Raw genomic sequence first — 23,809 nt, 5'->3', positions numbered from 1 at the left:
ATCGTTTAACATCATAGATGTTTATTTTTGTCAACTTTCTTGTTAAGAAAGATCCTTATAAAGCATAGCTTAATAAGAGGGACTTTGACCAAGCTCTTGTCCCCCCCTTAATAAGGGGGGTTAGGGGGGATCAGATTCTATGCAACCTCATATAAAATTGGTATTAAGTCTTTTCATCACCTTGAAATGAACTTAAATACCCAGCTATACGTCTGTCGCTTGTTGTATAAGAGAGTCGGTGACTTTGTGAGAAGTTAAATTTTTAATCTGATGACGATTGCTCAAAAGTTGGAAAAAGAGAGTTCCCTTTCTTCCCACATTATATATAGTGTGCCTGCGTAAGTCCTGTAAATGTACGATCGCCCCGCAGTTTCAGCGCCCCGCGTCCTGTTACACTGAAATCCTGCGGTTGTGTGCGATCGACCTTTCTAAAAAAAACCTAAAATTCTGTAGCCTGCGATACATTTATTTAGTTAATGATTGTTTAAACTCTCCAAGTGTAGATTGTGTACTCTCCATAATTCTCCAAAACCCCTAAACGAGTGCGTTGTTTGCTGGACTGCGATTTATCGATCGTCGAACCGTTAAAAACCATAAGTAGTTTTGACCTGAATTCATCGGAATTGATTCGCACAAAATTTTTGAGCTGACCAGGGTGAATATTAGTTACTAAATTTGTGCAGTGCAGACATCTATAATGTTGACTCAAGTTTGTACAGGCTCTTGCCATCTATCTTCTTGCTAATAACCGAAATCCAACCGCATCTCACACAGGATTGTCACGCCCGGTGGACGGCGAAGTGATTGCGCCTCGCTCATCCAATCTTGTAGAGCCTGCCAAAAAAGGCATTCTCGCAAAAGTTAGCTTTGACAAAAAATGTTGGGTAAATCTCATATGTTGCACCATTCTCAATTAGCCTTTTATGAACAGGCTGGACGGCCTGTGAAGCGAGAAAATTGATCTCTTGTGGAACGGGCCGAAGAGCCCGTTCTTGAGAATGGTGCAAAATCTTGGGTAAATCCAGGATATTCGTCAATCGTTAGACTTTTGCTAACATCTATTTTTTATCAACAACTCGTCCTGCAATCCCAATAAAAATAACCATGAGTGGAAACCAATCGCGCGTTCAAGCAATTTCTCAAATCGTCAACCGCAAACAGATGCCTGCCCAGCCTCCCAAGCGGCTAGAAGATTTGTGGGCAACAGACGTTTTTAGTCTGAGCAAAATGCAAGAAAGTCTGCCCAAAAGTATTTTCAAATCAGTAAAAAACACCGTTCAAACAGGCCAAAAACTCGATGATTCCGTAGCTGATGTAGTTGCAGCCGCAATGAAAGATTGGGCTATTTCCAAAGGAGCCCTCTACTACGCCCACGTATTTTACCCGCTAACCAACAGCACCGCCGAAAAGCACGATGCTTTCATCTCAGTGCAAGGCGATGGCTCCGTCATCTCAGAATTTGCAGGCAAAGTTCTAGTACAAGGCGAACCCGATGGCTCCTCATTCCCCAACGGCGGCATTCGCTCCACTGCCGCCGCTCGCGGATATACAGCCTGGGATGTCACCAGCCCTGCTTATGTCATGGAAACAGACAACGGCATGACATTGTGCATTCCCACTGTTTTCATCTCCTGGACAGGTGAAGCCTTAGACAAGAAAACGCCGCTTTTGCGTTCCATTGCCGCAATGAACAAAGCAGCAATCCGAGTGTTAAAGCTATTAGGAAATACCGAAGTTGCTCCCGTCAATTCCAGTTGCGGGCCCGAACAAGAATACTTCCTGGTAGATGCCAATTTCACCACCAGTCGCCCCGATTTACTGCTAGCAGGTCGCACCCTTTTTGGCAAACCTCCTGCGAAAGGTCAGCAATTTGACGACCACTATTTTGGAGCGATTCCAGAGCGCGTTCAAGTCTTCATGCAAGAAGTAGAAGAAAGAATGTACCGGCTGGGAATTCCTGCCAAAACCCGCCACAACGAAGTAGCTCCCGGTCAGTTTGAAATTGCACCAGTTTTTGAAGCTGCAAACGTCGCCAGCGACCATCAACAATTAACCATGACAATTCTACGCAACACTGCGAAGAAACACGGTTTTATGTGTTTGCTGCACGAGAAGCCTTTCGCCGGCATTAACGGTTCTGGCAAACACGTCAACTGGTCGGTCGGCAATGCCACCCAAGGAAACTTATTAGACCCAGGCGATACACCGCACTCGAACATACAATTTCTAGTATTCTGCGGCGCTGTGATTCGCGGAGTTCACAAATACGGGCCGCTGTTGCGCGCCGTAGTTGCGACTGCCAGCAACGACCACCGATTGGGTGCAAATGAGGCTCCGCCAGCAATTATCTCTGTCTATTTGGGTTCGCAATTAGAAGATATCTTCGGGCAAATTAGCCGGGGAGAAATTAAGGACTCTCAATGTCGGGGAATTATGAACTTAGGTGTAGAAACACTGCCTACTTTCATGAAGGATGCTGGGGACAGAAACCGGACTTCGCCCTTTGCCTTTACTGGAAACCGATTTGAATTCCGTGCAGTAGGTTCCGGTCAGTCTGTTTCCGGGCCGCTGGTGGCGATGAATACAATTCTTGCAGATTCTTTGGACTGGATTGCTAACAAATTAGAAAGCGATTTGGCTAACGGAACTGAACTGAATGCTGCCATCCAAACTGTTTTGAAAGAAGTGATGGATGAGCACGGCGCGGTTATATTTGGCGGCAATGGCTATTCGGAAGAATGGCACAAAATGGCTGTTGAGGAACGGGGTTTAGCTAACTTGCGGACTACGGCAGATGCTTTGCCCGTATTGAAGGAAGGATACATTGAAGACTTGTTTGAAAAGACAGGTGTTCTGACTCCCGTTGAATTGGAAAGCCGTTACGATGTTTATGCTGAGCAGTATTTGCTGGCAATTGAAGTCGAAGCAAAACTGGTATCAAGCATGGCAAAAACCATTATTTACCCCGCAGCGGTGAGGTATTTAGCTGAACTTTCCGGCACGATTTCTAAATTGAAAGAGATTGGGATTGAGCTGGAAAAGGAAAGTGCCGAAAAAGTAGCGGTGCTGGTTAAGTCCATGATGGATACTGCGAGCAAGTTGAGTGATGCTTTGAGCAAGCACGATTTTGCTTCGACAGAAGACCATATGCAATATGCTTCGCAAACAATTCGTCCTTTGATGGATGAGGTTCGCCAGTATGCGGATGCTCTGGAAGGTGAGGTGGCTGATGATTTGTGGCCACTGCCTACTTATCAAGAAATGCTGTTTGTTAAGTAATCGCGAATTCGGTTAATTGCAGGTTAGATTTGTAAGGACACGGCACTGCCGTGTCCTTACTTGTTTTTGAGGTTAAATGAGTGGTACGCTGAATCGGCCAGAGTCATTAAATGCCAGCTACAGTAAGAGTTGTGAAGATTGTTGAGATATCGTTCAATAATTTCATCGGCGTATAAAAACTAATATTGGTGCGAAAAGCTATTATGCGAATTCAATCTTTCTTGAAACAAATGGCTCTGGTGGCTCTAGCTCTATTTTTTGCGATCAGTTGCAGTCGATCGACTCCGAACGTAGACTCTTCCCCTGAAGCAAGCACCTCTAGCAGCTTTAAAGTGGCAATGGTCACCATAGGACCTAAAGATAATAACAGTTGGGCTCAATCCTGCTTTGAAGGATTGAATCTAATCAAAGATAAATTTAATGCTCAGGTAGACTTTACTGACAATATTGACGGTGAACATAGTGAAGCGGCCATTCGCAAATATGCCCAGTCCGGCTATGACCTGGTAATTGCCGCCAGTGGTGGCTATATCAAAGCTGCCGAAAAGGTCGCTAAAGAATTTCCTCGAACGAAATTTGCCTTGGTTACAACGTATCCAGGGAATAACACAAATTTGGGGGCTGTTGCCTTTCGATCGGGTGAGGTGGGGTATCTCACAGGCGCTTTGGCTGCCATGAAGAGCAAAAGCAATAAAGTTGGCTATATTGTGGGTGCACCTTATCCGGTTTACAAAGAAGAAGAAGCTTTGTTTAGGCGGGGAGTGAAGGCAACGAATTCCTCTGTTCAAGCCTCGACTGCTTTTCTCAACACTTGGAGTGATACGGACAAAGCCACCAAAGTCGCAACGGATATGGTTGCCTCTGGAGTAGATGTTTTGGCAATCAACGCGGATGAGGCAGGATTAGCCGCCCTAAAAGCCGTTACGCAAAAGCCAGGAGTCCTTGTGATTGGTTGGGGAAAGGATCAGTACGAACTGGCTCCCGGCAAAGTCCTAACTAGCGTTCTGGAGGACATTCCCAATCTGGTGCTAAATGCGGTCGTATTAACCCAGCAAGGTCGCTGGGAAGGAAAACTTTACAAGTTTGGGCTCAAGGAAAAAATCTATGACTTTGCCCCTTTCCGTGGTAGTCTCACGTCTCAGGAAGAGGACACTTTCAAGATTATCCGAGAAGCTGTGACGACTGGCAAAATCGATGTTTCTCCTTAGTGCGCCGATTAATTGATTTACCAAAATTGATCCTAAGTCCGATGCAAAATCAACGCAACGATCGCGCTCTGCCGATCGCCAGAAGCTCCCGTTCTCATCCTTGGCAACGCTTCTTTTCTATTGCACATCAGCTCCGCTATGGTTTGATATTTTTGGTTCTCCTGAGCTTACTGCCCACTGGTGGCTTGCTGATCTACCTCAGCTTTCAGGCGCAGATCCAGCAATCGCGATCGCTCCAACAAGCGCGTAGTCAGACAGCAGCAGGGCAGATTGATAATTATCTAGATGACTTGAAACGAAAACTGAGCTATTTAGCTAGGGTCAAAGGACTCACCAACTTTCAACCTCAAGCGCAGCAGAGCCTGTTGGAAGGGTTGATTCGTCATAATGATGCTTATGAAGCCGTTGCCATTTTGAACCGGAAGGGACAAGTTGTTGCGTCAGTTGCACCCTACGAACCGCTCAAGTTAGAAAATCCCGCCAATTCGCCACTGTTTATTCGTGCCTTCAAACAACAGGAAGATTATGTCAGTCCTGTAGAAATTAATCCTCAAACCCACCAACTAAAAACCATTCTGGCGGTTCCGATTCGGAATGAGCGAGATGAGGTGGATGGGGTGCTATTAGCAGAGATAAATCTCAACTTTCTCTGGTTTATTGTTTCCCAAACGGAGGTTGGCAAGACGGGTTATGTCTATGTAGTTGATGAGCGTAATTTTGTCATTGCTCAAAAGGGTAGTAACCCAGAAACATTTCAACTTCAAGATATTTCTAAGCGCCCTTTCTTTCAATTCTTGAAAGCATCCGAAGATATTAAGCGCCTTAACGTTTATCAGGGTCTAAAGCAGGTAGAAGTATTGGGAGCTAGTGCCTTAGTTCGGAGCGTGAATTGGACTGTGGTTGTAGAACTGCCAACGGCTGAGGCGTATGCTCCCGTTTACCAAATGCTCTCAATTATGGGAGGCTCATTGACGCTGGTGACGATCGTCGCTGTTGGCATTGGCTTTGTATTTATTCGGCAAATTGTGGTGCCCCTCCAGCGCTTAACCACGGCAGCTACTGAACTCAGTGCGGGGCAATTAGAGACACGGGTCAACATCGACAGCCAAAACGAACTGGGGACATTGGCGATCGCCTTTAACAATATGGCAACCCAGTTAGAGGAACTGATTAAAGCAGTTGAAGTGGAACGCAATTTTGTTTCAGCTATTCTTGAAATTGCAGGTGCCCTGGTAGTTGTGCTCGACCCGCAGGGACAAATCGTTCGCTTTAACCGAGCTTGCGAACAAATGACTCATTACTCGTTTAGTGAAGTGAAAGGGCGCTACATTTGGGACTTGTTCCCCAACTCAGACTTAGCTAGACAAGCCAAAACTACTTTTGAGTCTTTACAATCTGGTAATTTTCCCCAGCAGTATGAAGGCAGTTGGATGACCAAAGATCGACAACTCAGACTTATTGCCTGGTCAGATACTGCTTTACTGGACGATCGAGGTGAAATTGAGTACATCATCAAAACAGGGATTGACATTACTCAACGGAAACAAGTAGAAGAAGAACTCAAAGCCTCGCAGCAGCGGCTATCTTTTCTATTCCGCCAAACTTCACTGGCCGTTTTGGAATGGGATTTAAACTTTAAAGTCACGGCCTGGAATCCAGCGGCAGAGAAGATTTTTGGTTACACGGCGAAAGAGGCGATCGGACACCATGCCGCAGAATTAATTGTGCCTGCGTCTGCCAGAAAGGTAGTCGATCGAGTTCTGAACGAGCTGTTGAGTGAGACCAGAGGACGCTACAACGTCAACGAAAATATTACGAAAGACGGCAAAACCATTATTTGCGAATGGTTCAATACGCCTTTAGTAGGGGAGGCTGGAAAGATTGTTGGAGTTGGCTCCTTCACACTCGATATTACTGAGCGCAAGCAAGCCGAAGCTGCGTTAAGGCAAGCAAAAGAGGAAGCTGAGGTTGCACTCAAAACCTTACAGCAAACTCAGGCACAGCTTATTCAGGCAGAGAAAATGTCAGGTTTGGGGCAACTGGTTGCTGGTGTTGCTCACGAAATTAATAATCCAGTCAACTTTATCTATGGCAACCTGAGCCATACTGCCGACTACACGCAAAATTTACTAAAGTTGATTCAGCTTTACCAGCAAACCTATCCAACTAATACCCAAATTCAGGAAAAAATTGAAGAGTTCGAGCTGGACTTCATTAGTGAAGATTTACCCAAAATCCTGACTTCAATGAAGGTAGGAGCCGATCGCATTCGTCAAATTGTCCTGTCGCTACGAAACTTCTCGCGGCTGGATGAGGCAGAAATGAAGCCAGTTGATATCCACGAGGGAATTGACAGCACATTGATGATTTTGCAAAATCGGCTGAAGGCAAAACCGGATCATCCTGCTATTGAAATTGTCAAAAAGTACGGTGACTTACCGCGAGTAGAGTGCTATGCCGGACAGTTAAACCAAGTCTTTATGAATATTCTGGCAAATGCGATTGATGCTTTAGAAAACTACGACAATCAGCGTTCTCTAAAAGACATCCAAAATAATCCCAGTCGCATCACTATTCGGACTAAGCTAGTCACAAACGAAACTCAGCCCGGTCATTGTAAAAACGCGGTGATTCAAATTCAAGACAATGGGCCTGGGATGACGGAAGCTGTTAGAAAACAGGTGTTCAATCCCTTCTTCACCACAAAACCAACGGGTAAAGGAACTGGATTAGGGCTATCTATCAGCTATCAAATTGTAGTTGATAAGCACGGTGGCTTACTTCAGTGCTTCTCTCAACCCCATCAAGGAGCAGAGTTCCGAATAGAAATTCCTGTTTTGCAAAGCGGTGCTGTAGGACTCGTGGGTAAATAACTGCGATCGCATTCCTCTATATAGCATTTATTAAGTAGGTTGGAAACTATTATATCGGATCTAAATTATTTGTGTAAATAAAAGAAAAGTGGTCAGCTCAAATTCAAGAAAAAAAGGAGGTAGACAAGTAGTTAGTGCCAGCAGCGGGCGCTCTGACTCGCGACAGCAGGCTTTAAGAAGTCCGGGATTTAACATAAGATTAGATCGACCTACTTATAGCTATATAAATGACAGTCCCGCGTCTGGAACAATTTAGAGGTTGTCTGATCGGTCAGTGTCTCGGCGACGCTATAGGCTGTAGAGTAGAAGGCTACCCGCCGGAAGTTTGCCAAAACTTTGTCAACTACGAAGTTAGACTAAAAAAAATCAAAGATCGCGATCGCTTCGGCTTGCCTTTTGGTCAATACACCGACGACTCTCAACTCGCCCGCGAACTCCTCCAAAGCTACGTCGCTTGTGGCGAATTCTACCCCAGCGACTACGCCACCCGTATTGCTGACATTTTCGCTCAACAGCGCATTGTCGGGCGCGGTCGATCGACAGAAGAAGCTGCAAACCGCCTGATACGGGGCGTTGCTTGGCAAGAAGCTGGTACTCCTGCTCCCAATGCTGGTAATGGCAGTGCGATGAGGGCTGGACCGATCGGCTTAATATTCTACGATGACCCGTCCCAGCTTGTACAAGCTGCTTGCGATCAAGGGCGCATCACCCATCAAGATTCGCGGTGTTCTGCGGGGGCTGTGGCGATCGCGGGGGCTGTGGCGATCGCCCTTCAATCTGACATGATGATAGAAACTGAGCCATTTCTCGGTCAACTGAGCGAATGGGTAGGAGAAGTCGATCCTTCCTTTGCTGCTTTGCTCAAAGATTTGATTGAGTGGGTCAAATTGCCCCCAGAAGAAGCCGTAGAGTTGATTTCTAGAGCTGGACTCCCGTTAAACTACGAGCACTCTTGGCAAGGAATTTCCCCTTTTGTAGTCGGTAGCGTCTTGTGGAGTTTATATGCGTTTTTGAGAACGCCTCAAGATTACTGGGAAACTCTCTGCACTAGCATCGCCGTCGGTGGCGATGTGGATACGACCGCAGCAATGGCTTGTGCGATCAGCGGGGCATTTCTGGGCCTAGAAGCCATCCCGAATCAGCTAGCGGAATTTTTGAACGATCGGGGTACCTGGGGTCTGGGCGAACTGATTAAACTCGCTGACAATTGTTATCACTTAAAAGTCAAGTTGTAGCCGCTTCTCACAACTTAGGACTTATGATTACGGCTATAGCAATCCTTGTAGGAGTCGTAAATTTTTTACCCCACCCCAACCCTCCCCTTACTAAGGGGAGGGAGTAAGAAATTCACAAATGATTTAGGATTGCTATAGATAAATTTGGACGATCGACCTTTGTTTCTCAATCAGTCGATCGCCCAGACTCAAATTCCCTCAATCATATCAATTCCGGTTGCATTGGAATGATTAAACCGCAGAGAACGCAGAGAACGCAGAGTCAGAGAACAGAGAGATGAATAATTCCGATGAAGGGCGGATTTGATATCAAACGGTTTTCTCGCTAGAAAGTTCCCCACTAGCAGGAGGCTCTACCGTATCACCAAAGGCAACCCGCAGAAAAGGCGGCGCTAAAAATGTCGTCAGAATCACCATGATAATAATCGAGACTTCTAACGGTTTATCCAAAACCCCACTCGCCGAACCGATGCCGGCAAACACTAACCCAACTTCGCCCCGAGGAATCATCCCCACTCCGATCGCCAATCGATTGATTCCGGGCAGACCAAACACCACCCAACCAGTCACCAGCTTGCCCAAAATCGCAACCACAACCAAAAATACGGCAATCAAAAGACCAGCCCGATTATCCGGCACTGTTGGGTTCAAAACCCCCACATCCGCCCGAGCTCCCACCGTTACAAAAAAGATAGGAACCAGCAAATCCGCGATGGGTTTCACCAATTCATCCAACTCCTCGCGGGCTTCGCTTTCATCCAACACCAAACCAGCCGCAAACGCACCCAAAATCGCTTCGAGATGAATTGCATTGCCCAGAAACGCCATGAAGAAAGCAAAGATAAATGCCGGGATGACTATATTGCCGCGAGTTTTGAGTGTCTCTACGACGGCAGAAAAGCTTTTGTTAAACACACCGCCCAACAGAATCGAACCTAGCAGAAAGGCAGTTGCACTGACAATCAAATAGATGACATTAACAACATCAATCTCACCGGTTTTCGCTAAACTGGCGACAACAGCCAGGACAATAATTCCTAGCACATCATCAATCACCGCCGCACCGACAATGATTTGACCTTCTTTAGATTTCAGCCGTCCTAGTTCAGACAACACTTTAGATGTAATTCCGATGCTGGTTGCCGTCAAAGCAGCCCCCGCAAAAATCGCCGGAATCGCCGCCGTGTGGAAAATTATCATCAAGCCCGCAGTACCAGCGGCAAAGGGAACTGCCACGCCGACACAAGCGACAACGACGGCTTGAGCCCCCACTTCTTTTAGTTGTCTGATATCCGACTCTAAGCCAATTTCAAACAGCAGAATAATCACGCCTATTTCAGCCAGCACTGAAATGACTTCACTCTGCGATTCAAACACACTGGTGAGGGCGGCAGGAGACAGATGATTAATCGATTGCAGAACTGTCATAATCCCTGAGTCTGAGGCTGACAGCCCTGCTTCGGGAAAAACGACTAGGTGTAAAGCAGATACGCCAACAATTACCCCTGCTACAAGTTCACCCAAAACCGGCGGAAAATCGAAGTTTCTCGCTACTTCCGCGCCTAATTTACTGGCGAGATAAATCACTACCAAAGTGAGCAAAACTCCGCTGAGGACGATCGGCGAATTTTCTGCCTCGACTGTTGCTAACAAAGGTATGGGAGCAACTAGGGATGCCATCCCAGAACTTAAAGCTGTAATTGTATGGTTCAAAAACATGGGTACGATGATGGTAAGAAAGACGATTCTACGCTGACTGTTGACTGTTGACTGTTGACTGTTGACTGTTGACTGTTGACTGTTGACTGTTGACTAATAACTAATGACTAATGACTAATGACTAATGACTAATGACTAATGACTATCAAGCAAAACTTGAAGAACCCAAATCTGGCGGTACATCCTGCCACCGCCCTTGCCCGACTGCTTGAATTGCTTCTTTTAGCAAGATATCGCCGGTATAAATTGCCCTACCGACGATCGCACTTTTGACACCAATTGGTTCCAAAGCCAGCAAACTCAACAAATCTGCGATCGAACTAACGCCACCGGAGGCAATCACCGGAATCGAAATAGCGTTAGCAATTTCGCGCAAAGAGTCCAAATTCGGCCCTTCCATAGTACCGTCACGGTGAATGTCGGTGTAAATAATTTCAGCCGCCCCTAACTCGGCCATTTTTTGCGCCAATTCTGTTGCTAAAACTTCCGAAGTTTCTAGCCAGCCTCTAGTAGCAACTTTACCATTTCTGGCGTCGATGCCGACCAGAATTCGATCGGGAAATTCGGCGCACAATTCGCCGACTAATTGCGGTTGTTCGACGGCGACAGTGCCGAGAATGACGCGCCGCACGCCTAAATTGAGGATACCAGCAACGGAGGCGCGATCGCGCATTCCCCCACCTACTTGACAGGGAACGTCTACTGATCGGACGATCGCTTCAATGGCTGCTTGGTTGACTGGATGACCTGCTTTGGCGCCGTCGAGGTCTACTAAATGCAGCATGGTTGCGCCTTCATTTACCCACTCTCTGGCGACTGCGACGGGGTTGTCGTTAAAAGTTTGAGACTTCGCGTAGTCTCCCTGATACAATCTGACGCATTTTCCATCCAATAAGTCGATCGCTGGAATTACATTCATAATATTTGGGAATGGGGAATTGGGCATCGGGCATGGGGCATCGGGCATCGGCCAAACAGGGCATTAGGAATTGGGAATAGTTTATTTTTGTTCCTTCTTCCTTCTTCACATCGATCCTCTTCCTTCTTATATACATTCGCAGCCGCTATTTAAATGAAACATAACCGCAGAAGAAAGCGTTGACCATAAAGGAGTATTGACATCAGCTTTTTGCAAAGCTTCTGCCGTCCAGTCGTTGCAAGTTCTCAAAATAGAGTAACTGCCATTTGCTTCATAAAAACTATCACTGTTGTGGTAGCCATAACTAATTTTTAGTTTATTACCTCCTGCGTCTAGTTGGAATGAATTTTTAATGAAATTCACAATGTTTAGATAATTAGACCCGCTAAGTTTAACACATTTTGTTTCTTTATTTTGGGGCCAAACCCGATAACCTTGTACTTGCACCGTAGACGGAGTAGGGAGAAATAGCGCATTGAAAGCCGTAACTGGGTTGATGATTGCGGATGTTGGAGTTTCCAGCATAAAAGCTCTATCTCCCCACCCAAAAGACAAATATTGATAATCAGAAGTCGCCTCCCGCCCTATTTGTGTTAGCGGTAAAAATTGATTCCAGTCAAAAGATTCATTTTTAACTGGAACAATGATTTCGGTGTGGATGCCTTGGTTGGAAATGTATAGAGAGATTGTGCAATCTGTTTGCGAGTAATTTCCCCACTTTCTGGGAGTGAGATAGCCAATTGTTAAGAAAGCGGTCAAAAATAAGATGACAATTCCTAAGCGCTGTATGCTTTTTCTCATTTTAAGCGTGGGTTTCAAATGGGAGCATCTCATATTTGTAAAAACACTTCTTCTGGCTCCTTTCTTCTTCCTTCTGACTCTTTTCTCCTGACTCCTGACTCCTAACTCCTAACTCCAATTTTGGGCTTGGCTGCTTTCATTGAGATGCTCCCGTTTCAAATTCTGCCTTCGGATGGCGGGCGCTGCATCTTTGTGGGAAAGAATTCTTGCAATGCCAAATTGCGCTGTTCGGGGGTTTCCCTCGCCCAATTCGACAAACTTTCGTAGAAAAAGAACGACACGCCAGCGAAATCTCTTTTTCGCACTTCTTGCACTTGTTCTTGAATTTGTTTGAGGGGCACGGAATTATTTTTAAGACCAGTTAAAATGCCGATCGCAGTTGGAATGTTAAGTTTAGCCAATTTAACTTCTTCCCGTTCCAGTTCGGCACTAAAACGCTTGATATCGCTGCGATAAACCTGCAACACAATTTCGTCGATGTAGCCGCGTCTTTCCCAGGTAAACCAGTCCTGCAAGTGGGCGGGTAAAGCAAAGTGAAAAGGGTTGGGAGATAAGCTGACAATACATTTTTCTTTGCGCGATTTGATGGCGCGGGAAACTCTGCCCACGAAGTCGTTAATTTTGTCAGCGCGCCAGCGCACCCAGAAGGTTTCGCGGGGGTCGTCGGAGGGAGGACTTTTGATTTGTTCCTGATACATTGACACTGTTAATGGCTCGTAACCAAATTCTACTGGCAAGCCAAAATGGTCGTCAAATTGAATGCCATCTATATCATAATTATCGACAACTTCTAGGATTAAATCTAAGATAAATTGCTGCACTTGGGGATGAAAGGGATTCAGCCAAACTCGATCGTGTTTGCCTTCTTTCCAAATAGTTGAACCGTCGCGCCGCTGCGCCAGCCATTCGGGGTGAAGTGTGGCTAATTCTGATTCGGCTGGAGCCATGAAACCAAACTCAAACCAGGGGATTACTGCTATACCTTTTTGGCGGGATTGTGCTATAATTTCTTTGAGGATGTCTCGGTCTTTCAATCCGGGGGATGGGTCGATCGCCTGTCCGAATACTCGTTGGGCTGCCGCACTCGGATAAAGCGTATACCCTCCTTGCCAAACTGTGGGATAGATGGTATTGAAATTGAGTTGATCCAGTCGATTTACAGCGTCAATGATGTTGTTGCGGGAGAAGATAACGTCGCTGTCAATGTTCGTCAGCCAGACGCCGCGCAATTCGGTTGTTGGGGTTGTGGGCGGGGTTTGAGCTAAGAGACGCGGGGATAATATGGCGGAGGAGGTAAGGGCGATCGTAAAAACAACTATTAAAGCCAGTATCCGCTGCCATTTGTGCAGTTTAATCATCAATTTGTCGCAAATATGATTATTTTTAGACTGATATTTTACCGTAGAATTAGCTTGTTAGGGTGCGCCAGCGAGGGTTATTTTATTAAAAGTTACTCGAACATTTCCTGACTCACCTACTATTTTTAATATTATTGGGGGTCAACGATGGTACCCATAAATAATATTGTTCCTGTAGTATTGTCTCGAATGGCACAAAAGAATGGACGGTTTACATTCATTAGAAAAGGCAAACTTCTGAATAACTCGATGGAAGTCACTGCGGCTGCTTCTGTACCTTCTTCGTTCACTTCGACAAATGTTTTGTGTTTTACTGAAGCTACTGCTACGTTGTCATCAGTCATCGGAGAAAAGTCGGCTTTTGACATCTCAAAAATTCCTGCCATTCCCAAAGCTATGAGTGTGCTTTTGAGTTCAACTTTATACTCCCTTGTGAAGCGGGGTATTTCAATTATACAATTTATTTCTCTAAATTCTTGCATCCATTTATTCCAGTTTTCGGCTGTTAATTGCTGCAAAAAAGTTTCCAAGTTGCTATTGAGCCTGGGCAAAAAAATATACATACTCAGAGAACCTTCTTTGCCGTAAGGTAAACTAACTGCTTCAAATTTGTCTGTTTCGTAGTACCCATAAATGCCTGTCTGAGACATCATCGGATGCTGTTTTGAACTGCCGTCGCTTAAAGAAAAAGTTTTGTTGGCAGTTTGAGATTTATCAAAGGGCGTTTGCCAGTTGCCTTTGAAATAAATTGCGTTAATCAAAAACAAGACTTGAGCAGGGCTAATTTCCTCGACTATTTGATCAATTTTTCCTTGAGTTTTTTGGCTTACCCAGTTGTTAATGATGCTGGGAGCTTGCGGATTTATAAAGTCTAGTTCGGTAACATTAGCTTGGTAGTATTCTTGATTTATTTGCAAAAATTCTGGTTTTAAGGAGAAGCCTTGCTGCGCCCAAAGCGAGTTGGCAATTAATACTTGGACAGTGGGATCAACTTTCTGCCAACTATTTTGCAAACCTTGATTTGCTGCGTTGATTTCTTGGGGCGTCATTCCCGTTAATTCGAGAACTTTTGTCATTTCTTGTTTGGTTTCTCCGCTTACTCCGTTGTATGTCATTGACAGTGCGAGGGCGACAGAAGTAGGGGAAATAAAGATATTTTGATTCGGCTGTTGTTTGCTGAGGGTGTTGAACAAGTTAAAGCCAAATTTGGTATTAGCTTCAACAAGTCTAGCGTCTACATTGATCTGGTTGTTAGGGGGTGTCATGGCTAGAGCTTCTGAGTAATTGGGATTTGTGAGGTTGATTGCGTTAATTTTTAGTACCGGCGCTAATTATGTGATTCAACCGGACATGATATCATATTCTATTGGTTAATTTTTTAAGAATAACCTTGCAGGTTCATGACTTTTCGATAGTGGGCTTCTATTTCACTTACTGTTTGCGATTGACGCTTGCTCGTCCACTCGCTGCGATCGAATAATTCCCGCCTCAAAGCATCAACATCGATCGTTTTCACCTTACCTTCGGCGACAATTTGCTTGCCGTTTACCCAAACGCTGTCTACCGCATTAGTCGGGCGTCCCAAAATCAGCAATCCGATCGGATCGGTGCGTGGCAGCAATGATAAACTGGTTAAATCATACAGCACAAAATCTGCTTTTTTACCGACTGTCAGAGAACCCATTTCATCGGCGAGATTCAAGCCTTTTGCTCCTCCTAGGGAGGCCATTTCTACAGACTGGCGCGGTGTAATCCATTGGCGGTAATCCAAATCCGTGATATTGTGCAAAATCGAACCAATTTTAATCGCTTCCAGCAAATCTTGAGAGTCATTGCTAGCAGCGCCGTCGCAGCCAAAAGATACGTTGACTCCCGCTTGACGGTATTTCAAAATCGGTGCAATCCCGCTTCCCAGGCGCAAGTTGCTGAGGGGATTGTGTACGACTGTTGCTCCAGTTTCTGCCATAATAGCAATGTCGGAATCGTCCAGCCAAACGCAGTGCGCTAAGGAAGTTCGGGGGCTCAAATAACCAATTCTTTGCAGGTGTTCGACAGCGCTACAGCCGTATTTTTCGTGAGCTAACTGTTTTTGAGCGGAGGTTTCCAAGAGGTGGGCGTGCCGACAAAGATTGTAGCGACCGCTCAATTCGATGCAGCCTTCAAACAAAGCATCAGAACACAGTTGAATTCCCGTCGGGGCCAACAACATATTAACACCTTTTTCGGGATTGTGAAATTGTTTTATGGCTGTTTCCATTAATTCCAAAGTTGCCTTAGTCGATCGAATGTAAGCCGCGTGTTTGATGCCAGTATCGCCCGCAGGCATTCCCGCTGTCAGGGATTCATCTTGAATTAATGGCCCGATAAAAGCGCGGATGCCGATTTCTTGATAAGCGCGAACTGCGGCGGCGATTGTCTCTAATTCTTGCCCCGGAATCAAAACTAAATGATCGACTACGCTTGTACCGCCGGACAGCAATGTTTCTACCGCAGTTCCCAAGGCACTCAAATAAACTTGTTCGGGATCGAGAGGTGTAAAATCGTATAATTCGGCAATCCACAACTCCAGCGGCAGAGGGGGAATAATGCCCCGTTGCCACATTTCTGAAGAGTGAGTGTGCGCGTTGACAAAACCGGGCAGCAGCAGCTTATTTTTGCCGTTAGTAACTGTTTCCGCAGGTTCTAAATTTGGCCCGATCGCACTTATGCAATTATCCACCACTTGCACATCTGCGGTTTCATAACCGCTCTCAACCGGAATTAAAGCATTTTGAATTGTAAAGCTCATAGATTTACCCTTTTTATAAATTTACCGTGATTTTTATTTGATGATTCCCAGGCGTTAACATTTGCGATCGCCTGTAATAAAGTTAATAAATCCTAAAGATTCTCAAAAAGTTGCCACGGATACTTAATTATAACAAAGATTTAAGATATGACAACTTAGTAACCATCAAATAGTTATAAGATTGAAATTGTTTTTGACTCACAATCTATATGAATCCTGATTCTCTTCGCACCTTGGGTGTACCGCCGAATGCTTGGAAAGTTGATGCCAAAATTGCTGATATCACCCGATCGCCGATCGCGCCTCAACCTGTTACCCTGGAAACAGAAACTAAAACCCTGCGTTTGGACTTAGCAAAAGCAGCAATGTTGGTGATAGATATGCAAAACGATTTCTGTCATCCCGACGGTTGGCTAGCACATATTGGCGTAGATGTAACGCCCGCCAGAACTCCAATTAATCCTTTAACAAATTTGCTCCCAAAATTGCGATCGCACGCAGTACCAATTATTTGGATAAACTGGGGAAACCGCCCCGATTTGCTCAATATTAGTGCAGCTTCCCGTCACGTTTACAATCCCACAGGCGACGGCGTAGGTTTGGGAGATCCGCTGCCAAAAAACAACGCACCTGTACTGATGGCAGGGAGTTGGGCGGCGCAGGTTGTCGATGAATTAAAACCCAAACCGGAGGATATTTGTGTTGATAAATATCGAATGAGCGGCTTTTGGGATACTCCTTTAGATAGTATCTTGCGGAACCTCGGCCGAACTACACTTTTCTTCGGAGGAGTAAACGCCGATCAGTGCGTCATGGCTACCCTGCAAGATGCTAATTTCCTCGGTTACGACTGTATTTTAGTCAAAGATTGTACAGCTACGACATCTCCCGACTATTGCTGGCAAGCTACTCTTTATAACGTTAAACAATGTTTTGGCTTTTTGTCGGATTCTCAGGCTATGTTAGAAGCAATTAAATAGCAGTCATCAGGGGAGTATCCCTCTGGAGTATAAAAAGCGTTTTTTAGGAGTGCGAGAGTCCCGCACAGCAAAGCCTATATCTCGCTTCCTGCTCTGACAGCGAACTCTCCTGTGAAATTAATAAACTTTGGAGGTTGAGCGGCGGACTAATGACTCTGGATTCTCATTAATGACAACAGAAACATAACCACTGACAACTAACAATAAAAAAATGACAAACCAGTGCGTGATTCCTGTTATAAAGTCTCCGAAAGACTACCAAGCATTTCGCATCAGTCCGGGCGATACTAATAGATTAGCTATCGTCTTCGATCCGGTAATAGCTAATGTTTCATTAACAGTTTGCGTGGAGATTTTCGATGTGGGGGGCAAAACTCCTCCCAACCGCCATCAATTTGCAGTAGAAATGTTTTTTGTAATCAAAGGAAGAGGGCAAGCAACCTGCGACGGCAAAACAGTTAGTATTCAACCGGGAGATAGTTTGTTAGTGCCTCCAACAGGCACTCACGTAATTGAGAATACGGGCAGTGGACGTTTGTACACTTTGTGCATCATGGTGCCGAATGAGGATTTTGTGGAACTAATTCGCAGCGGTACACCAGTCGAACTCGATGAGGAAGATATGAGAGTTCTTGGGCGATCGGATGTACTCGTATCGTGCTAGGTTTTTAGTAAGGACTTGAGTTCTAAGTTTGTAGTAAGAACTTGAGTGCTTAGAGAAAAAGCTAAAGCCCTTACTATTGAGATGTTGCACCATTCTCAAGAACAGGCAAGATGCCTGTTCCACAAAGAGTGAATTTTATTGTGGGGAGTAGGGGTTGGGCATCCTGCCCCTCAAGAACAGGCAAGATGCCTGTTCCACAAGAGATGAATTTTATTTTGGAACAGGCATCTTGCCTGTTCATAAAATGCTTATCGAGAATGGTGCAACATCTCAGTTACTACGAACTTTTTTAGTTGATGTTTTTTAGGCTTTATGCTGAAACTTCGCCCGAAAGAAACAGCGTCAATGCTAACTACAGATAGCCTGCGTTTAGATGCTGACATCTACCGCCCCGATGCTGCGGGCGAATTTCCAGTATTGTTAATGCGGCAACCTTACGGAAGGGCGATCGCATCTACAGTAGTATATTCCCATCCCGCATGGTACGCCAAACACGGCTACATCGTTGTCATCCAAGACGTGCGGGGACGCGGCACTTCCGAAGGCGAATTTAACCCCTTTGTTAACGAAACACAAGACGGTTTTGATAGCGTCAATTGGGCAGCTAATTTGCCGGGAAGTAACGGCAAAGTCGGAATGTACGGTTTTTCCTACCAAGGCATGACTCAACTCTACGCGGCGGCTGCTAAACCGAGCGCTTTAATCACAATTTGTCCGGCAATGGTAGGCGGCAATTTATACGCAGATTGGGCCTATGAAGGCGGCGCATTTTGCCTGCAATCAAATCTCGGCTGGGCAATTCAGCTAGCCGCAGAAACCGCGCGCTTAAAAGACGATATTTCTGCCTATCAAGCCTTGTATGCAGCTTCCAGAAATCTCCCGCTATACGATACCGTCCCGGCGCGTCCTGAGATTCTTAAAAATCTTGCGCCAGACTCATATTATCACGATTGGTTGGATAATTATCGACCGAGCGACTATTGGGAAAAGTTATCGCCAAACATCAAAGATTTAGACTTGCCAATGCTGCACGTGGGGGGTTGGTTTGATACTTATTTGCGGGGAACAATCCATCTTTACAAGGAAATGGCGAGCCGCAGTTCCTGTCCGCAGCATTTGATAATTGGCCCTTGGGCGCATTTACCTTGGGGGCGAAAAGTTGGAGCATTGGATTATGGTTTTGCAGCTTCAAATCCTGTGGATGAGTTGCAAATTCGCTGGTTCGATCGCTTCCTCAAAGGAGTGGATACAGGAATATTAGACGAGCGACCGATTTCCCTATTTGAGATGGGGAGAAATGATTGGCTAAAATTTGATAAATGGCCTAATAATAATCATAAATCTTATTTTTTAGCAAGTACCGGACTTGCCGCGATGAGAGAAGATGGGGGTATTTTAACAGATAGTTGCGCGGAGGTTTGCATTGATGATATATTCGTACATGACCCTTGGCGGCCGGTACCATCCTTGGGAGGTCACGCTGCATTTCCTGCCGGTGCGATGGAGCGATCGACTATTGACTGCCGTACCGATGTTTTAACATACACTTCGGCACCGCTAACAGCCGATTTGCACTTAGCTGGAGATATAATTGTCGAAGTATTTTGTACCGCCGATGCGCCAACTTTTGATTTGTGTGCGATACTTTCTGAGGTAAAAGATAGCGGCAGCGTCTACAATTTTACTCAAGGTTACGTGCGGGTGAATTCAGATGAAACACCTGTAAAAATTGTGCTGCAAGCAACTTGTATGCAAATTGCCAAAGGTAATGCGTTGCGTCTGAGTGTGAGTGCGGCTTGTTTTCCCGCTTACGACGTGAATCCGGGAACGGGTGCGCCGGGCGGTGAAGCGCGGGCGATCGATGCTAAAATTATCACGCTGACAGTAAGTTGTGGCGGGCATTGTCCCTCTCAAATTTTGCTGCCAATTGTCAATTAAACCTAGAACTTATTCAATTATGAGCATTATTTTTCACATCACCCGCAGCCAACAGTGGGAAGAAGCAAAACAAGTTCAATCCTATCGCGGCGATACGCTAGATACTGAAGGATTTATCCACTGTTCGACTCTGACACAAGTTCTTAGATCTGCTAATAAATTTTTTGTGGGACAAACAGGATTGCTGCTGCTTTGGATTGACTCGGACAAAGTGCAAGCTGAACTTAAGTATGAATTGGCGGCGGGTGAGAATTACCCGCACATTTACGGGCCGCTGAATGTTGATGCTGTGTTGAAAGTTGTTGAGTTTGAACCGGGTGCAGATGGCAAGTTTGAATTGCCGGAAGAACTAACAGCAAGTATAAATGAACAGGCTTAGTACGCGGTGAAGATAGTTCAAGAAGTATCACTTATTAGTCGCGGTAACTTTGAGGAGTCACAAGAATGGGGAGTTATTAAAAATGAAATACGGATTGCTATTGACGCGATCGCCTGGCCTGTGGGTGCATCAAACTTTACGATCAATCCAACCAGGCACGGAAACGGTGTCAAACCTATCAAAAATGCTTGTATGGCTGCTCTTCAGGACAATTTTGGATGGCAGCTTGAAACTCAAATCAGATTTGCAACTAGAGCCCCTGGACGAGTAGATGCTACCAAAATCTTAGACAATCATTTATTTGCCTTTGAATGGGAAACAGGAAATATCTCATCAAGTCACCGTGCTGTTAATAAACTGGTTCTCGGTATTTTACGAGGGATTTTTTTGGGTACGGCATTAGTTCTGCCCAGCCGCAAACTCTACCCTTATTTGACTGATAGAATTGGCAATTATGAGGAGCTAGAGCCTTACTTTGATGTCTGGCGTGCTGTTAACATACAAGAAGGTTTTTTAGCCATATTTGTCATTGAACATGATGCCCTTGATTGGAGCGTACCTACAATTACTAAAGGCACAGATGGTCGCGCTTTAATATAAAATGTTAGTTGTCAAGAAAACAATTCTAGTTGGATTGACTCGTTTTGTTTAACTTTATTTTTGGTCTTTCCCCTTGCTGATTCCCAGTTTTCAACTTTTCCATTTGCCAAGTCTTGTAACCGCTTCACTGCTGGTTCAATATCGCCGATTTCTGTACCCAGCCAATACCTACCCAACTTCTCTGCTGCATAAAATGTAGTGCCAGAACCTCCAAAAGGATCGATTACAACTTGTCCCGGATTCGATGCCATAGCAATGATACGTTCCAGCATGATTGGAGCTAGTTCGTTGGCTCCCCTTTTCTTGTGCTGTCGGTGTCTTACTGGCGGAATATCTGTCCACATTTCCTCAATAAAAGTCCACAGATTTTCTTCTCGAATATCTTCCGAAGCATTTTCCCAGACATCTTCGGGAGCATCCCAAACATCCATTAAGTTAATACCTTGAGGATTTAATTTTTTGCGGTGTCCGCCGTAATCTTTAATTTCTCCTCCGCAATGCCGGCAGACTTGAATCGGCGTATAAACTTTATTGAAAACTCCTGGTTCGCCTTTTGTGTAGTAAAGCAATCCGTAGTGTGCGGGAGACATTTTCTTGCCGCGAGGAAAGGCTTTAGGCATTCTACAAGCTATCCAGTGACGAAAGTTCATTCCCTCTTGGTTTAAATATGCACCATACTCAATGCACCATTTAGGTAAGTTGAAAATAAATAGACTTCCGCCCGGTTTAAGCACTCGAATACTTTCTTTAAGCCACTGTTTTGACCAAGCAAGATAATCGCTGGAATTCAGCATATCGCTCGTACCGTTACCGTAATCTTTGCCGAGATTAAAGGGCGGATCTGCAAAGACAATATCTGCACAGTAATCGGGAATAGCACCTAAAAACTTGAGACAGTCTTCTTGGTAGAGAATGCCGTATTTGCTTTGATAAACCTCTCGCAATCCCCGTTCGGCGGAAATCACAGGTGATATCAGACTCAAAGGTTGCATTTAATAATTTTTATTTAATAAGCATCACTTCAATAATAGTAATTGTAGCGACGATTGTCAAGAGATTATTGGAGCGATCGCACTTGAACCATTGTATCTTAAAAAAGATAGATTGCGATTTACCGTGGGTTGGGGGCGGGTTTACGAGATTATCGGTTTTAGGCAAATATTGTTGGCGAACCCGCCCCTACAAATATTGGGGTTTAAAATTCTGGCGGACTGTGGCGACAATTGCCAAATATCAATTAACATCAACCAACTCTGCCGCCATTTTCAGCGCATCTTCGCGACTCGCAATTCTCCCCTCCACCCGCGCTAATTGAATCTCCATTAACAATTGACCGATGCGCGGACTTCTGGGCAAATTTAAATATTCCATTAAATCATTGCCGCTAACTAATTGGGTAGGATGAGCAATAATATCATCAGCATCCAGATAGCGATTAATTAACAGTGAAATCTCATCAACCGCAACTCCCGCAGCCACCGCCAAAACCGCTAAAACTGGAAATACTATTCCTACATCCCGAAACAAAAAAAACTGTTCTCGCAAAGACATTTCCGCGATAGGTTTTGCTTGCAATTTTGGCAAGTATTTCAAAAGCCCGATCGCACTTTTAATCTCCGCATTGCTGTACTTCAACCGCTGCAACTGGGTTTCAGCAATTGTCGGGTCGGAATCTGCCAGAATAGCCAACTTCGCAACCGCCAACAACGGCGTTTTAATCGTATCTCGAATCGATCGCGAAAATTCTCTCCCCAAATCTGGATAAATTGCCGCTAACTTGGCAGCAGACGCATCAATTTTTGTCAAAATATCAAAACGGTCGATCGCACTTTCAAACCAAATCGAAAACAAACCATCTTCCCAACCGCGACAAATCCAAGGAACACCCTCTGGATTGCTCAACAAATAACCTAATTCCGTCCGCACCCGTTCCACCGCTACCCGACTCAACAGCGGCGCTAATTCCCGAATCGCCGATTGAGTTTCAGGTTCGATCGCAAAACCCAACTGCGCCGCTTGGCGGTAACCTCTTAATAACCTCAGCGGATCGTCCTCCAAATTTGACCGCGAAACCATCCGCAGCACACCCAAGCGCAAGTCAGTTTGACCGTCCAAAGGATCGATGATTTCTCCCGTAAAAGGATTGCAGGCGATCGCATTTATCCGAAAATCCCGGCGCAGCAAATCCCCCTCCAGACTCCCCCCTTCCGCTTGCGCCAAATCCACCGTACCGCCCGCAAACACCACCCGTGCAATTTGGCGTTCCGCATCCAACAAGACAAATCCACCATTCGTGCGATCGGCAATTTTTCGAGCAGTCTTCACGGCCCGTGTTAGCATAACGAAATCCAAATCAAAATAGTGCGATCGCCTCCCCAGCAACGCATCCCGCACCGCACCGCCCACCAGATAAGCAGGCGGTGTCAGCAGTTCCAAATCAAACGGCCAAGTATCAGGAGATAATGAAGAGGGCAAATTAATCGGCATCGCAACAAAAATCTACTTTCCTTACAAACAATTAAACTCTTGCTACGCTAGATTAACAGAAAGCTCAAATTTCACCAATCTTTTTGAAATGCACAGAGGATATCAAGAATGTGTATTTGTATTAACTGCCACTATGTAGACCGCTGCTTCACCTACCACGCCGTAGAAGAACAGCACGAACAGCTTCACCTCACCGAAACACCCGATTTCGACCCCGTAGAACCCACAATCAACGTCAACATCCGTCCCCGCCAAGACGAAATTGAAATGGAATGGGATGTAGTTGGGTGTCAAAGTTTCAAGCAAGAGACCGGCAAATGGGCCTCATTGCGGCCAGGCGAACTCGTCCCGACTTAAGGAAGAAGGAAGAGGGAAGAAGGAAGAAGGAAGAAGGAAGAAGGAAGAAGGAAAAAAATAAAACGATCTCCTTTTCTTGTTTCTTCTTTTTACCCAATTTTCAATTTTCCATTTCCAATATTCAATTCCCAATATTCAATTCCCGATGCCCGATGCCCAATGCCCGATGCCCGATGCCCGATGCCCAATTCCCCATTCCCCATTCCCAATTACAAATCTAAAAT

Annotated in this window: 19 protein-coding genes; 11 read left to right on the top strand and 8 right to left on the bottom strand. The window is 45.3% G+C overall.

Translation table 11 applies throughout. The features are described 5' to 3' along the window. Positions 1-1,104: 1,104 nt before the first annotated feature. The 4 genes from QUB04_RS03415 (at position 1,105) to QUB04_RS03400 (ending at position 8,595) form a co-directional block, all read left to right on the top strand. The gene (locus QUB04_RS03415) at positions 1,105-3,279 is read left to right on the top strand and encodes a glutamine synthetase III (protein WP_333143841.1); all 2,175 of its coding nucleotides are present in this window, start codon (positions 1,105-1,107) and stop codon (positions 3,277-3,279) included. A 203-nt stretch (positions 3,280-3,482) separates the two neighbouring features. Further along, on the top strand, positions 3,483-4,487 hold the full coding sequence (locus tag QUB04_RS03410; protein ID WP_333281005.1) for a BMP family protein: 1,005 nt from the start codon (positions 3,483-3,485) through the stop codon (positions 4,485-4,487). Positions 4,488-4,528: 41 nt separating this feature from the next. After that, positions 4,529-7,360 (top strand): PAS domain S-box protein, encoded by a 2,832-nt coding sequence (locus QUB04_RS03405; protein WP_333281002.1) that lies wholly within the window; start codon positions 4,529-4,531, stop codon positions 7,358-7,360. Positions 7,361-7,587: 227 nt separating this feature from the next. Then, positions 7,588-8,595, top strand: coding sequence for an ADP-ribosylglycohydrolase family protein (locus tag QUB04_RS03400; protein WP_333280998.1), 1,008 nt, complete (start codon positions 7,588-7,590; stop codon positions 8,593-8,595). 309 nt (positions 8,596-8,904) lie between these two features. Here the strand turns inward: QUB04_RS03400 and QUB04_RS03395 are convergent, their stop codons facing one another. The 6 genes from QUB04_RS03395 to QUB04_RS03370 all read right to left on the bottom strand — a co-directional run bounded on the left by QUB04_RS03395 (position 8,905) and on the right by QUB04_RS03370 (position 16,180). After that, complete coding sequence (locus QUB04_RS03395) at positions 8,905-10,275, bottom strand: cation:proton antiporter (protein ID WP_333280995.1); 1,371 nt, start codon at positions 10,273-10,275, stop codon at positions 8,905-8,907. 184 nt (positions 10,276-10,459) lie between these two features. Further along, positions 10,460-11,233: a 1-(5-phosphoribosyl)-5-[(5-phosphoribosylamino)methylideneamino]imidazole-4-carboxamide isomerase gene (gene hisA / locus QUB04_RS03390; protein ID WP_333280992.1), complete on the bottom strand. Its 774-nt coding sequence runs from the start codon at positions 11,231-11,233 to the stop codon at positions 10,460-10,462. A gap of 126 nt (positions 11,234-11,359) precedes the next feature. Then, positions 11,360-12,034 carry a TIGR02117 family protein gene (locus tag QUB04_RS03385; protein ID WP_333280989.1) on the bottom strand — a complete coding sequence of 225 codons (675 nt, stop codon included), beginning with the start codon at positions 12,032-12,034 and terminating at the stop codon, positions 11,360-11,362. A gap of 155 nt (positions 12,035-12,189) precedes the next feature. After that, positions 12,190-13,392, bottom strand: coding sequence for a glycoside hydrolase family 10 protein (locus QUB04_RS03380; RefSeq protein WP_333280987.1), 1,203 nt, complete (start codon positions 13,390-13,392; stop codon positions 12,190-12,192). 131 nt (positions 13,393-13,523) lie between these two features. Continuing rightward, positions 13,524-14,657: a serpin family protein gene (locus QUB04_RS03375; RefSeq protein ID WP_333280983.1), complete on the bottom strand. Its 1,134-nt coding sequence runs from the start codon at positions 14,655-14,657 to the stop codon at positions 13,524-13,526. 113 nt (positions 14,658-14,770) lie between these two features. Beyond that, on the bottom strand, positions 14,771-16,180 hold the full coding sequence (locus QUB04_RS03370; protein WP_333280979.1) for an amidohydrolase: 1,410 nt from the start codon (positions 16,178-16,180) through the stop codon (positions 14,771-14,773). Positions 16,181-16,389: 209 nt separating this feature from the next. On the opposite strand from QUB04_RS03370, the gene QUB04_RS03365 reads away from it, so the two are divergent. The 5 genes from QUB04_RS03365 to QUB04_RS03345 all read left to right on the top strand — a co-directional run bounded on the left by QUB04_RS03365 (position 16,390) and on the right by QUB04_RS03345 (position 20,741). Then, positions 16,390-17,160, top strand: coding sequence for a cysteine hydrolase family protein (locus tag QUB04_RS03365; protein WP_333280976.1), 771 nt, complete (start codon positions 16,390-16,392; stop codon positions 17,158-17,160). A gap of 211 nt (positions 17,161-17,371) precedes the next feature. Continuing rightward, positions 17,372-17,824: a cupin domain-containing protein gene (locus tag QUB04_RS03360; RefSeq protein ID WP_333280973.1), complete on the top strand. Its 453-nt coding sequence runs from the start codon at positions 17,372-17,374 to the stop codon at positions 17,822-17,824. A gap of 345 nt (positions 17,825-18,169) precedes the next feature. After that, on the top strand, positions 18,170-19,762 hold the full coding sequence (locus tag QUB04_RS03355) for a CocE/NonD family hydrolase (RefSeq protein WP_333280970.1): 1,593 nt from the start codon (positions 18,170-18,172) through the stop codon (positions 19,760-19,762). Between the two features lie 19 nt (positions 19,763-19,781). Beyond that, positions 19,782-20,141, top strand: a complete 360-nt coding sequence (locus QUB04_RS03350) for a DUF952 domain-containing protein (RefSeq protein WP_333280967.1) — start codon at positions 19,782-19,784, stop codon at positions 20,139-20,141. A 6-nt stretch (positions 20,142-20,147) separates the two neighbouring features. Continuing rightward, complete coding sequence (locus QUB04_RS03345; protein WP_333280964.1) at positions 20,148-20,741, top strand: restriction endonuclease; 594 nt, start codon at positions 20,148-20,150, stop codon at positions 20,739-20,741. Positions 20,742-20,752: 11 nt separating this feature from the next. On the opposite strand, the gene QUB04_RS03340 is transcribed toward QUB04_RS03345, so the two are convergent. Together QUB04_RS03340 and QUB04_RS03335 are read right to left on the bottom strand one after the other, a co-directional pair. Next, a complete protein-coding gene (locus QUB04_RS03340) occupies positions 20,753-21,733 on the bottom strand; it encodes a site-specific DNA-methyltransferase (protein WP_333280961.1) in 981 nt (326 codons plus the stop codon). Between the two features lie 241 nt (positions 21,734-21,974). Then, positions 21,975-23,228 (bottom strand): CCA tRNA nucleotidyltransferase, encoded by a 1,254-nt coding sequence (locus QUB04_RS03335; RefSeq protein ID WP_333280958.1) that lies wholly within the window; start codon positions 23,226-23,228, stop codon positions 21,975-21,977. Between the two features lie 108 nt (positions 23,229-23,336). Here QUB04_RS03335 and QUB04_RS03330 point away from each other — a divergent pair, with 108 nt between their 5' ends. Together QUB04_RS03330 and QUB04_RS03325 are read left to right on the top strand one after the other, a co-directional pair. Further along, a complete protein-coding gene (locus tag QUB04_RS03330; protein WP_333055539.1) occupies positions 23,337-23,585 on the top strand; it encodes a Ycf34 family protein in 249 nt (82 codons plus the stop codon). Further along, complete coding sequence (locus QUB04_RS03325) at positions 23,546-23,806, top strand: hypothetical protein (protein WP_333280955.1); 261 nt, start codon at positions 23,546-23,548, stop codon at positions 23,804-23,806. The genes QUB04_RS03330 and QUB04_RS03325 overlap by 40 nt, the downstream gene beginning before the upstream one ends. Positions 23,807-23,809: the final 3 nt, after the last annotated feature.

Source organism: Microcoleus sp. D2_18a_B4, assembly GCF_036702475.1.
GTDB lineage: Bacteria > Cyanobacteriota > Cyanobacteriia > Cyanobacteriales > Microcoleaceae > Microcoleus.
Note: the sequence above shows the minus strand (reverse complement) of the source record. Positions and strands in the feature narration are given on the sequence as shown.

What these genes read in the sequence shown, in the direction of transcription:
- QUB04_RS03400 (WP_333280998.1), top strand. Translation starts at nt 7,588, where the DNA reads ATGACAGTCCCGCGTCTGGAACAATTTAGAGGTTGTCTGATCGGTCAG.
- QUB04_RS03395 (WP_333280995.1), bottom strand. Translation starts at nt 10,275, where the DNA reads ATGGCATCCCTAGTTGCTCCCATACCTTTGTTAGCAACAGTCGAGGCA.
- QUB04_RS03380 (WP_333280987.1), bottom strand. Translation starts at nt 13,392, where the DNA reads ATGATTAAACTGCACAAATGGCAGCGGATACTGGCTTTAATAGTTGTT.
- QUB04_RS03410 (WP_333281005.1), top strand. Translation starts at nt 3,483, where the DNA reads ATGCGAATTCAATCTTTCTTGAAACAAATGGCTCTGGTGGCTCTAGCT.
- QUB04_RS03415 (WP_333143841.1), top strand. Translation starts at nt 1,105, where the DNA reads ATGAGTGGAAACCAATCGCGCGTTCAAGCAATTTCTCAAATCGTCAAC.
- QUB04_RS03375 (WP_333280983.1), bottom strand. Translation starts at nt 14,657, where the DNA reads ATGACACCCCCTAACAACCAGATCAATGTAGACGCTAGACTTGTTGAA.
- hisA (WP_333280992.1), bottom strand. Translation starts at nt 11,233, where the DNA reads ATGAATGTAATTCCAGCGATCGACTTATTGGATGGAAAATGCGTCAGA.
- QUB04_RS03370 (WP_333280979.1), bottom strand. Translation starts at nt 16,180, where the DNA reads ATGAGCTTTACAATTCAAAATGCTTTAATTCCGGTTGAGAGCGGTTAT.
- QUB04_RS03365 (WP_333280976.1), top strand. Translation starts at nt 16,390, where the DNA reads ATGAATCCTGATTCTCTTCGCACCTTGGGTGTACCGCCGAATGCTTGG.
- QUB04_RS03385 (WP_333280989.1), bottom strand. Translation starts at nt 12,034, where the DNA reads ATGAGAAAAAGCATACAGCGCTTAGGAATTGTCATCTTATTTTTGACC.
- QUB04_RS03325 (WP_333280955.1), top strand. Translation starts at nt 23,546, where the DNA reads ATGGGCCTCATTGCGGCCAGGCGAACTCGTCCCGACTTAAGGAAGAAG.
- QUB04_RS03355 (WP_333280970.1), top strand. Translation starts at nt 18,170, where the DNA reads ATGCTAACTACAGATAGCCTGCGTTTAGATGCTGACATCTACCGCCCC.
- QUB04_RS03360 (WP_333280973.1), top strand. Translation starts at nt 17,372, where the DNA reads ATGACAAACCAGTGCGTGATTCCTGTTATAAAGTCTCCGAAAGACTAC.
- QUB04_RS03340 (WP_333280961.1), bottom strand. Translation starts at nt 21,733, where the DNA reads ATGCAACCTTTGAGTCTGATATCACCTGTGATTTCCGCCGAACGGGGA.
- QUB04_RS03350 (WP_333280967.1), top strand. Translation starts at nt 19,782, where the DNA reads ATGAGCATTATTTTTCACATCACCCGCAGCCAACAGTGGGAAGAAGCA.
- QUB04_RS03330 (WP_333055539.1), top strand. Translation starts at nt 23,337, where the DNA reads ATGTGTATTTGTATTAACTGCCACTATGTAGACCGCTGCTTCACCTAC.
- QUB04_RS03335 (WP_333280958.1), bottom strand. Translation starts at nt 23,228, where the DNA reads ATGCCGATTAATTTGCCCTCTTCATTATCTCCTGATACTTGGCCGTTT.
- QUB04_RS03405 (WP_333281002.1), top strand. Translation starts at nt 4,529, where the DNA reads ATGCAAAATCAACGCAACGATCGCGCTCTGCCGATCGCCAGAAGCTCC.